Here is an 8,407-nt window from a genome sequence, read left to right on the forward strand (position 1 = left end):
CGCCGGTCTATAGAGGCCGGGAATTAGTGTGAGGAGTGAAGGCTTGCGGATCAGCTTTGAGGGTGCCGGGGTGGATTTCGAGAAGCGGGTGGTGCTCCAGCCGCTGACGCTATCGCTCGATGAGTCGCGTATCGGCGTGATCGGGCTCAACGGCTCCGGCAAGACGACCTTTGCGCGGCTGATCAACGGACTGTTGAAGCCGAGCGTCGGCCGGGTGACGCTGGACGGGCTGGATACCGTCAGGCAAGAAAAGGCCTTGCGCGGCGCGACCGGCTTCATCTTCCAGAACCCCGCCAACCAGATCATCCTGCCGTTGATCCGCGACGACATTGCGCTGGGGCTGAAACCCGCCAGGCTGAGCACGCAGGAGACGAACGCCCGGGTCGATGCCGTGATGGCGCGCTTCGGCATTGTCCACTTGAGTGAGCGCCGGCCGCATGAACTGTCGGGTGGCGAATTGCAGCTGGCGGCGCTGGCCGCCGTGGTGGTGACCGAGCCGAAGCTGATCCTGTTCGACGAGCCGACCAACCAGCTGGACCTGAAAAACCGCAGCATGGTGGAGCGGGCCATTTCAGGACTTTCCCAACAGGCCCTGGTGATCAGCCATGATCTGGCGCTGGTCGAGGATTTCCAGCGGGTGCTGGTGTTTCACGAGGGCCGCCTGGCGTTTGACGGTCCTGGGCGCCCGGCTGTGGCCCAATACCGGGAGATCGCGCAATCATGAAGACGCTCTATGTCGATGGCAGCGGCTTTCTCTACCGTCTGTCGCCAAAGCTCAAGCTTGGCGGCCTCGCCGTCCTGGCGCTGGCGCTGTTTTTCACCCGCAACCCGGCGCTGCTCGGCCCTGCCCTCCTGGCCGCAGCCCTGGTCTATTTCAACCTCGACCAGCCGCTGCGCGCCGCCCTGAGCCCCTTGAAAGCGGTGCTCGCCACCATCGTGCTGGTGGCGCTGTTCAACCTGATCTTCACCTCGCGCGAAGAGGCCGTGGTCACCGTGCTGCGGCTGACGGCGCTGGTGTTTCTGGCAGCCTCCGTCACCGCGACGACGACGATCGGCCAGTTTATCGACACGGTGACGAAAGCAGCAGAGCCGCTGGAAAAGACCGGTCTGGTCAAGGCCGCCGATATCGGGCTTTCGGTCGGCCTGGTCATGCGCTTCGTGCCGGAAATCCTGGCGCGCTATGGCGCGATCCGCGAAGCGCACCGGGCGCGGGGACTCTCCGTGCGGCCGCTGACCATGCTCGGGCCGCTGATTATTCTAACGCTCAAGGATGCTGATAACATTGCCGCGGCCATTGACGCCCGCGGCATTCGCGGCCAATGAGGCTTTGCTGGGATAATTTGGGAGACCTGCATGACCACCCGTGACCTCGTTCTGATTTCGCTTTTCGCCGCGATCATCGTCGCCCTTGGCCTCGTGCCCCCCATCACGCTCGGCTTCATTCCGGTGCCGATCACCGCGCAGTCGCTCGGCGTCATGCTGGCCGGCGTGATCCTCGGCGCCAAGCGCGGCGCGCTGGCTGCCGTGCTGGTCATCCTGCTGGTGGCCATCGGCCTGCCTGTGCTGTCGGGCGGTCGTGGGGGCCTGGCCGTGTTTGCCGGCCCGACCGTCGGCTTCCTGATCGGCTGGGTGCCGGCCGCCTTTGCCACCGGCCTGGTTGCCGAACGGTTTGCCGGACTTAGCCGCCAGGCCCTGCCGCAGACGCTCGGCTTCATCGCCGCAGCTATGATCGGCGGCGTGTTCGTGCTCTATCTGTTCGGCATCGGCTATCTCGCCTTCGGCGCCGGCCTCGGGCTTTCCAAGGCGTTTTACGGTTCGCTGGCCTTCATTCCGGGCGACCTCTTGAAAGCCGTCATTGCCGGTCTTGCCGGCCGCGCCGTGATGGTCGGCTATCCGCTGCTGCCGTCCCGCGTCTAAAGACCGCCAGGCGGTCCGCCACGCCCTAGCCGATGCGGCGCGAGCCGCTAAAGCCAGACAACAAGACCCTGCGATGGAGCCTTGCGGCAGCCCTGCTGCTGCATCTCTTCATCGCAGTGGTTCTCCTGTCCCTGCCCTTGCCCGATGCGCCGCCGGTTCCGCCGGAAGACAGCATCAGCGTCGAGATTGTCTCCGCACCGCCGGTCCTTGCTCCCGCGGCGGAACCACTGAGCGCTCAGGCCCCGAATCCGCCGCCGATAACGCCGCCCACGCCCACGCCCACGCCCACGCCCACGCCGGATCAGGCACCGCAAGCCGGCGCACCTGTCAAGGCCACGACACTCTACTCGGCCAAGCGCCTTGCCGATCCGCGCAGCCGTAGCGCGCGCCTCAGCCTCGGCCAATTGGCGCGCGACGAAAAGATCATCCAGACCTGCAATCTCGAGGCGATGGAGCAGGTGCACCAGTGGAACGCCGCCCTGCAGCCGGACTTCGTGGTGGCCTATACCTTTGCCGACACGAAACTGGCCGGCAAGACCCTGACCGCCAACGGCGCCGCGATCCGCATCGCCAACCACTGGTTTGCGATGCGCTACACCTGCCGGACAGGAGAGGCGGAGGCCGTCACGGCGTTCGAATTCATACTTGGCGAGGCGATTCCGGAGGCGAAATGGTCGGAGTATAATCTGGTGGTTCAGGACGAGCCGGGGGATTAGGGTCTGTGTCCTGTTATGGTTTAGAGGACACGGCAGAGCCAGTTTACCCCCTCTGACCTGCCGGCCATCTCCCCCACAAGGGGGGAGAAGACCCAACCGAAACCGCTCGGCTCTATCCGTCAAGGGTGCGACTGGGTTAAGCCCTCCCCCCTTGTGGGGAGGGTTTGGGAGGGGACTGTTTTCATATGCCATCTCCCCCATGTGGGGGGAGATGGCCGGCAGGGGGGCACCACAGATCGAAGCGGCCGAACCACATCACCGCCAAAACCGATACGTTTGGCTGTGTTGCCGGGCTTGGACGGCAGCGGATACCATCGGTCCTGCTTGGAGGAGTGTCCGGCCGTGAATTGTCCGATCTGTCGGGCATAGGCCTTTGCCCCTTTGCAAAGGACATCAAGCGTGCTTTCAACCCTGGGAGGAATGACCATGAAATGGAATGCCCCTAAATTCGTCGAGGTCAGCTGCGGCATGGAAATCAACCGGTATGCGCCGGCGGATGGCGACGAGCCCGTGCTGTTCTAGTCTGTTCCAGCGGAGCACGAGGCGATGACGAAGGCTCGTTTCCTCGTGCTCGGCGCAGCGGCCGGCGGTGGCCTGCCGCAATGGAATTGCGGCTGTCGCAATTGCGTGGCGGCGCGCGACCCGTTGTCCGGCCTTAAACCCCAGACGCAATCGTCCCTGGCCGTCAGCCTCGACGGCGAGCGTTGGGTGGTGTTCAACGCCTCGCCGGATCTGCGCGCCCAGATCGAGCATAACCCTTGCCTGCATCCGCGTGATTTGCGCGACAGTCCGATCTCCAGCGTGGTGATCACCAATGGCGACGTGGATCATATTGCCGGGCTGCTGACGCTGCGCGAAAAGCAGGCCTTCACGCTTTATGCAACGCCGGCGCTGACCGACACGCTGCGGCAGAACCCTGTTTTCCAGGTGCTGGACCCCGCTTTCGTGCGGCAGACGGTTGTTCAGCTCGACACGCCGTTTTCGCCGTTGCCGGGGCTGGAAATTCGCCTGTTTGCCGTGCCCGGCAAGGTGCCGCTCTATCTCGAGACCGCCGATCTGCAGCTCGACCAGGAGACCGACCAGACGGTCGGCGTCGAATTCCGCCTCGGCGCGCGGCGTGCCTATTACATTCCCGGCTGCGGCTCCCTGCCCGATGCGCTGGCGACGCGGCTTGACGGCGCCGATCTGCTGTTCTTCGACGGCACGGTGTTCGAGGATGCCGACATGATCGCCGCCGGCGTTGGCACCAAGACCGGGCGGCGCATGGGACATATGCCGATCCATGGGGCGGGCGGCAGCCTAACGGCGCTGTCGGCGCTGTCGATCGGCCAGACCATCTACGTGCACATCAACAATACCAACCCGATCTGGCAGGCGGGGCCTGAACGCGACCTCGTCGAGGCGCACGGGTTCCAAATCGGCCATGACGGAATGGAGGTGACCCTTGCAGCCAACCCCTGACAGAAACGCCTTCGAGGCTCGGCTCCGGGCCATCGGCGCGGCGCGCTATCACGACAAGCATCCGTTCCACCAGATGCTGCATGGTGGCGGCTGTTCGATGACGCAGGTGCGTGCCTGGGTGATCAACCGCTATTATTACCAGAGCCGCATCCCGATGAAGGACGCCGCCTTCCTGTCGCGCTGCGAGGACCCGCAGCTCCGGCGCATCTGGCGCAGCCGCATCGACGATCATGACGGCGGGCTCAACGAAGGGGGTGGCATCCGCCGCTGGCTGAAGCTGGCCGAAGCGGTCGGGCTCGATCCGGACTATGTCGCCTCGACCCGCGGCGTGCTGGCCGGCACGCGCTTTGCCGTCGATGCCTATGTGCATTTCGTGCGGGAGAAACCGTTGCTGGAAGCGGTCGCCTCGTCGCTGACCGAAATGTTCGCGCCGGCCATCCACACCAACCGCATTGCCGGGCTGCTGCAGCACTATGCCTTTGCCGACGACCAGGCGCTCTCCTATTTTCGCCAACGCCTCAACGAGGCGCCGGACGATGTGGCTTTCGGGCTCAACTTCGTGCTCGACCATGCCGACACGCTGGAAAAGCAGGATGCCGCCGCCGCGGCGCTGACCTTCAAGACCGATGTTCTTTGGTCGCAGCTCGACACGCTGCATTCGGCCTATGTGGCGCCCGCGCGCCTGCCACCCGGTGGCTGGGACGGGCGCGAAGGCGTCACCGGCGAGATCGACGAACACCCGATGCGGGGAGCGGCGGAATGAGCGATCACCTGGCCAAGACCGCAAGCGCCCCGGACCCGGTTGCCGTCAGCGGCGCCACGGTCGCCCGGCTGGCGCGCGGCGTGCGGCTGCGCGAGGATCCGGTGCGCGGCCAGACCGTGCTTCTGGCGCCGGAGCGGGCTTTGGCGCTGGACGAGATTGCCGTTGCCATCGTCAAGGCGCTTGATGGTGAGCGCGATCTGGCGGTGATCGCCGAGGGTTTCGCCCGGCAGTTCGAGGCCCCTCAGGAGCAGGTGCTGGCCGACGTGATCGCCTTTATCCACGAATTCTCCAACCGGCGCCTGCTGGAGATCGTCCGATGACCGAACATCCCGCCCCCGAACGCTTTGTCAGCACCCAAGCGCCGCCGCCGATCGCCATGCTGGCGGAACTGACCCACCGCTGTCCGCTGGCCTGTCCCTATTGCTCCAATCCGCTGGAGCTGACGCAGGCATCGCTGGAGCTTTCGACGGAAGAATGGATCGACACCTTCCGGCAGGCGGCCGATCTCGGCGTGCTGCATCTGCATCTCTCCGGCGGCGAGCCGGCGTCGCGCCGCGATCTGGTCGAGCTGACCAGGGCTGCATCCGGGCTTGGGCTCTATACCAACCTGATCACCTCGGGCGTCGGGCTGACCGAGGCGCGCATCGGCGCGCTGGCCGATGCCGGGCTCGATCATCTGCAGCTCTCGATCCAGGGCGTGACGCCTGATAAGGCCGATCTGGTCGGCGGTTATGCCGGCGGCTACGCCCGCAAGATGGCGGTGGCCGGCTGGACCCATGCCAGCGGCATTCCGCTGACGGTCAACGCCGTCTGCCACAAGCAGAACATGGACGAGCTTGAAGCCATGGTGCAGCTTGCGATCGAGCTTGGCGCGCGGCGCATCGAAATCGCCACCGTGCAGTTTCACGGCTGGGCCGAGCGCAACCGGCAGGCGCTGATGCCGACGCGCGAGCAGGTGCTCTCGGCCAATGCCTTTGTCGAGGAGGCGCGCCGCCGCCACGAGGGCGTGCTGGTGATCGACTATGTGCCGGCAGACCATCATTCACGCTATCCGAAAGCCTGCATGGGCGGCTGGGGGCGAACGGGCCTCAACATCACGCCGTCCGGGCGGGTGCTGCCCTGCCATGCCGCCGAGACGATCCGGGGCTTGCACTTCGACGATGTGCGCCAGACGCCGCTTGCCGACATCTGGTATCGCGGCCAAGCCTTCAATGCCTTTCGCGGCGACGACTGGATGCAGGAGCCCTGCCGCAGTTGCGCCCGCAAGCATATCGATTTCGGCGGCTGCCGCTGCCAGGCCATGGCGCTGGCCGGCGATCCGGCCGCCGTCGACCCGGTCTGCCAACATTCGCCGTTGCATGGCTCGCTTGCCACGCTGGCCGAAGAAGACGGGATGGCGACGCCTCCGGCCTTCGTCTATCGGGGGCGATAGGCATAAATCCGGGGATTGGCAGCCACGTTACGTCCTGGAATTCTCCGTTGGGGCCCTGGTTTTACCCGAGCGATCGGGCAGCGCTGCCGGCTTTTGCCGCTTGTTTTGGCTATTCTTGCCCCAAGAACCGCCATTTGCATGAGAAATAAGGCCGTTCAACCTAGTAATTGGGTGGGGTTATCTGATACCGAGAAGCTACGATACGCGACAGGCGCCTTTTTTGAGCCGTTCTTTCACGGCCCGGCCCCTCTATAAACCTCTCAAGGACACATGATGATCGAGCTGACACCGACCCAAATCCGCGGGTTGAAACTTGCCAATGATGGCGACCTCTTTCCGCAGCCCGCCAAGCGGTGGACGCACGAAAACGCCGGCATCACCTACGCCCGCACCGACCGCTTCAAGGAACGGCCGCAGAAGGTCAAGTTCCTGACCAACACCACCGTGGACGAACTGCGCGCGCTTGGCTTCCTGCAGCGCCGCAATGTGTCTGATGTCCTCGAAGAAGATCCCCACGAGATCACCATGGCCGGCAAGATCTGGCTGTTGAAGAACAAGTAGTCCAAGCGACCCGATCCAGACGAGTGATGAGCCCGTCGGCAGCCCGCCGACGATGGCAAAGCCGTGTCCGCACGACAAGGTGCCGCCTCGTGAGCGCCACCGCAAAAAGCTGCGCTTCGTCAGTTCCAAGCCGCCTAAGCTTCCGCTAAGGTCCGCGCAAAGAGCTTGAGAGGATGAACCGGATGTCAGACATTTTCGCCCGCATCGTTGCCATGATTGGCGCCGTGATGATCCTGATGCGGCGCTGGGGCACCAGCCCGCATGCGCCCGCCGTTGGCGCTACGCCGGCCATTCCCGACGCCCAGCCACAGCGCATCCCGACGCTGAAAATGCCGACAGCCAAGGGCTGGAGCGACGGCCATGTGCCGACGGCAGCCCCCGGCCTCAAGGTCAATGCCTTTGCCAAGGGCCTGAAGCACCCGCGCTGGATCCACGTGCTGCCCAATGGCGACGTGCTGATCGCCGAGGCGCTGGGGGTCGATGGCGGCCGCATCAAGACACCCTTCGACTATGCCATGTACTCGACGATGAAGCGGGCCGCCGCCGTCGGCGTCAGCGCCAACCGCATCACCCTGCTGCGCGACACGGATGGCGACGGCGTGGCGGAAACCCGGCATGTGTTCATGGAGGGGCTCAACCATCCCTTCGGCATGGCGATGCTCAACGGCACCTTCTATGTCGGCAATACCGACGGCGTGGTGGCCTATCCCTATATCGACGGTGCGACGAGGATCGAGGCGACCGGCCGCAAGATCGCCGATTTCAAGCCGGCCGGCCACTGGACGCGCAGCCTCTTGGCCAACAGCGACGGCACGAAGCTCTATGTCGGCGTCGGCTCGCTCAGCAACATTGCCGAGAACGGCATGGAGGCCGAGGAAGGCCGCGCGGCGATCTATGAACTCGACCTGGTCACCGGCACCAACCGCATTTTCGCCGGCGGCCTGCGCAACCCGGTCGGCCTGGCCTTCGAACCGTCGACCAACATGCTGTGGACCGTGGTCAACGAGCGCGACGGGCTGGGCGACGAAACGCCGCCGGATTACCTCACCTCGGTGCGCGACGGCGGTTTCTACGGCTGGCCGTTCTGCTATTGGGGCCAGACGGTCGATGACCGGGTGCCGCAGGATGCTGCCCTGGTGGCATCTGCGCTGACCCCCGACTATGCGCTGGGCGGCCACACAGCGTCGCTCGGCCTCTGCTGGCTGCCGGCCGGCTCGCTGCCGGGCTTTCCCGACGGCATGGTGATCGGCCAGCACGGCTCATGGAACCGCTCGACCCTGAGCGGCTACCGGGTGATCTTCGTGCCGTTCGAGAACGGTCGCCCGTCCGGCCCGCCGCGCGATATCCTGACGGGGTTCCTCGCCCCGGACGAGAAATTCTCCTACGGCCGCCCGGTCGGCGTGAAGATCGGCCCTGATGGTTCGCTGCTGGTCGCCGACGATGTCGGCGACGTGATCTGGCGGGTGACGGCCGCCTGATCTCGGGCGAGCATAGACGGCAGAGCCAGTTCCCCCCACACAGGCAGGCAATCGCGTCTGGAAAAGTCCCCTCCCCACC

General features: G+C 65.1%; 11 protein-coding genes. All 11 read left to right on the forward strand.

Annotated elements, in window-relative coordinates:
- The first annotated feature begins 43 nt into the window (after positions 1–43).
- The 11 genes from HFC70_RS24195 to HFC70_RS24245 all read left to right on the forward strand — a co-directional run bounded on the left by HFC70_RS24195 (position 44) and on the right by HFC70_RS24245 (position 8,328).
- Positions 44–724: an energy-coupling factor ABC transporter ATP-binding protein gene (locus HFC70_RS24195; RefSeq protein WP_168475871.1), complete on the forward strand. Its 681-nt coding sequence runs from the start codon at positions 44–46 to the stop codon at positions 722–724.
- A complete protein-coding gene (locus tag HFC70_RS24200) occupies positions 721–1,323 on the forward strand; it encodes an energy-coupling factor transporter transmembrane protein EcfT (RefSeq protein WP_168475872.1) in 603 nt (200 codons plus the stop codon). The genes HFC70_RS24195 and HFC70_RS24200 overlap by 4 nt, the downstream gene beginning before the upstream one ends.
- Before the next feature lie 30 nt (positions 1,324–1,353).
- Positions 1,354–1,917 (forward strand): biotin transporter BioY, encoded by a 564-nt coding sequence (locus HFC70_RS24205; protein WP_168475873.1) that lies wholly within the window; start codon positions 1,354–1,356, stop codon positions 1,915–1,917.
- Between the two features lie 32 nt (positions 1,918–1,949).
- Positions 1,950–2,633, forward strand: coding sequence for a DUF930 domain-containing protein (locus tag HFC70_RS24210; protein WP_168475874.1), 684 nt, complete (start codon positions 1,950–1,952; stop codon positions 2,631–2,633).
- A gap of 426 nt (positions 2,634–3,059) precedes the next feature.
- Positions 3,060–3,155, forward strand: coding sequence for a pyrroloquinoline quinone precursor peptide PqqA (pqqA, locus tag HFC70_RS24215; RefSeq protein WP_028736886.1), 96 nt, complete (start codon positions 3,060–3,062; stop codon positions 3,153–3,155).
- Between the two features lie 24 nt (positions 3,156–3,179).
- Positions 3,180–4,094 (forward strand): pyrroloquinoline quinone biosynthesis protein PqqB, encoded by a 915-nt coding sequence (gene pqqB / locus HFC70_RS24220; RefSeq protein WP_168475875.1) that lies wholly within the window; start codon positions 3,180–3,182, stop codon positions 4,092–4,094.
- A complete protein-coding gene (gene pqqC, locus HFC70_RS24225; protein WP_168475876.1) occupies positions 4,078–4,857 on the forward strand; it encodes a pyrroloquinoline-quinone synthase PqqC in 780 nt (259 codons plus the stop codon). The genes pqqB and pqqC overlap by 17 nt, the downstream gene beginning before the upstream one ends.
- Positions 4,854–5,177, forward strand: a complete 324-nt coding sequence (pqqD, locus tag HFC70_RS24230; RefSeq protein ID WP_168475877.1) for a pyrroloquinoline quinone biosynthesis peptide chaperone PqqD — start codon at positions 4,854–4,856, stop codon at positions 5,175–5,177. The genes pqqC and pqqD overlap by 4 nt, the downstream gene beginning before the upstream one ends.
- Positions 5,174–6,289: a pyrroloquinoline quinone biosynthesis protein PqqE gene (gene pqqE / locus HFC70_RS24235; protein WP_168475878.1), complete on the forward strand. Its 1,116-nt coding sequence runs from the start codon at positions 5,174–5,176 to the stop codon at positions 6,287–6,289. Before pqqD ends, pqqE begins: the two co-directional genes overlap by 4 nt.
- A gap of 273 nt (positions 6,290–6,562) precedes the next feature.
- Complete coding sequence (locus HFC70_RS24240; RefSeq protein WP_168475879.1) at positions 6,563–6,850, forward strand: hypothetical protein; 288 nt, start codon at positions 6,563–6,565, stop codon at positions 6,848–6,850.
- Positions 6,851–7,032: 182 nt separating this feature from the next.
- Positions 7,033–8,328, forward strand: coding sequence for a sorbosone dehydrogenase family protein (locus HFC70_RS24245; RefSeq protein ID WP_168475880.1), 1,296 nt, complete (start codon positions 7,033–7,035; stop codon positions 8,326–8,328).
- Positions 8,329–8,407 lie beyond the last annotated feature (79 nt).

Source organism: Agrobacterium sp. a22-2 (assembly GCF_012276985.1).
Taxonomy (GTDB): Bacteria; Pseudomonadota; Alphaproteobacteria; order Rhizobiales; family Rhizobiaceae; genus Allorhizobium.

Bases quoted from the DNA above. Each gene is read 5' to 3' on its own strand.
- pqqE (WP_168475878.1), top strand. From the start codon at position 5,174: ATGACCGAACATCCCGCCCCCGAACGCTTTGTCAGCACCCAAGCGCCG.
- HFC70_RS24240 (WP_168475879.1), top strand. From the start codon at position 6,563: ATGATCGAGCTGACACCGACCCAAATCCGCGGGTTGAAACTTGCCAAT.
- HFC70_RS24245 (WP_168475880.1), top strand. From the start codon at position 7,033: ATGTCAGACATTTTCGCCCGCATCGTTGCCATGATTGGCGCCGTGATG.
- pqqD (WP_168475877.1), top strand. From the start codon at position 4,854: ATGAGCGATCACCTGGCCAAGACCGCAAGCGCCCCGGACCCGGTTGCC.
- HFC70_RS24205 (WP_168475873.1), top strand. From the start codon at position 1,354: ATGACCACCCGTGACCTCGTTCTGATTTCGCTTTTCGCCGCGATCATC.
- HFC70_RS24210 (WP_168475874.1), top strand. From the start codon at position 1,950: ATGCGGCGCGAGCCGCTAAAGCCAGACAACAAGACCCTGCGATGGAGC.
- HFC70_RS24200 (WP_168475872.1), top strand. From the start codon at position 721: ATGAAGACGCTCTATGTCGATGGCAGCGGCTTTCTCTACCGTCTGTCG.
- pqqA (WP_028736886.1), top strand. From the start codon at position 3,060: ATGAAATGGAATGCCCCTAAATTCGTCGAGGTCAGCTGCGGCATGGAA.
- pqqB (WP_168475875.1), top strand. From the start codon at position 3,180: ATGACGAAGGCTCGTTTCCTCGTGCTCGGCGCAGCGGCCGGCGGTGGC.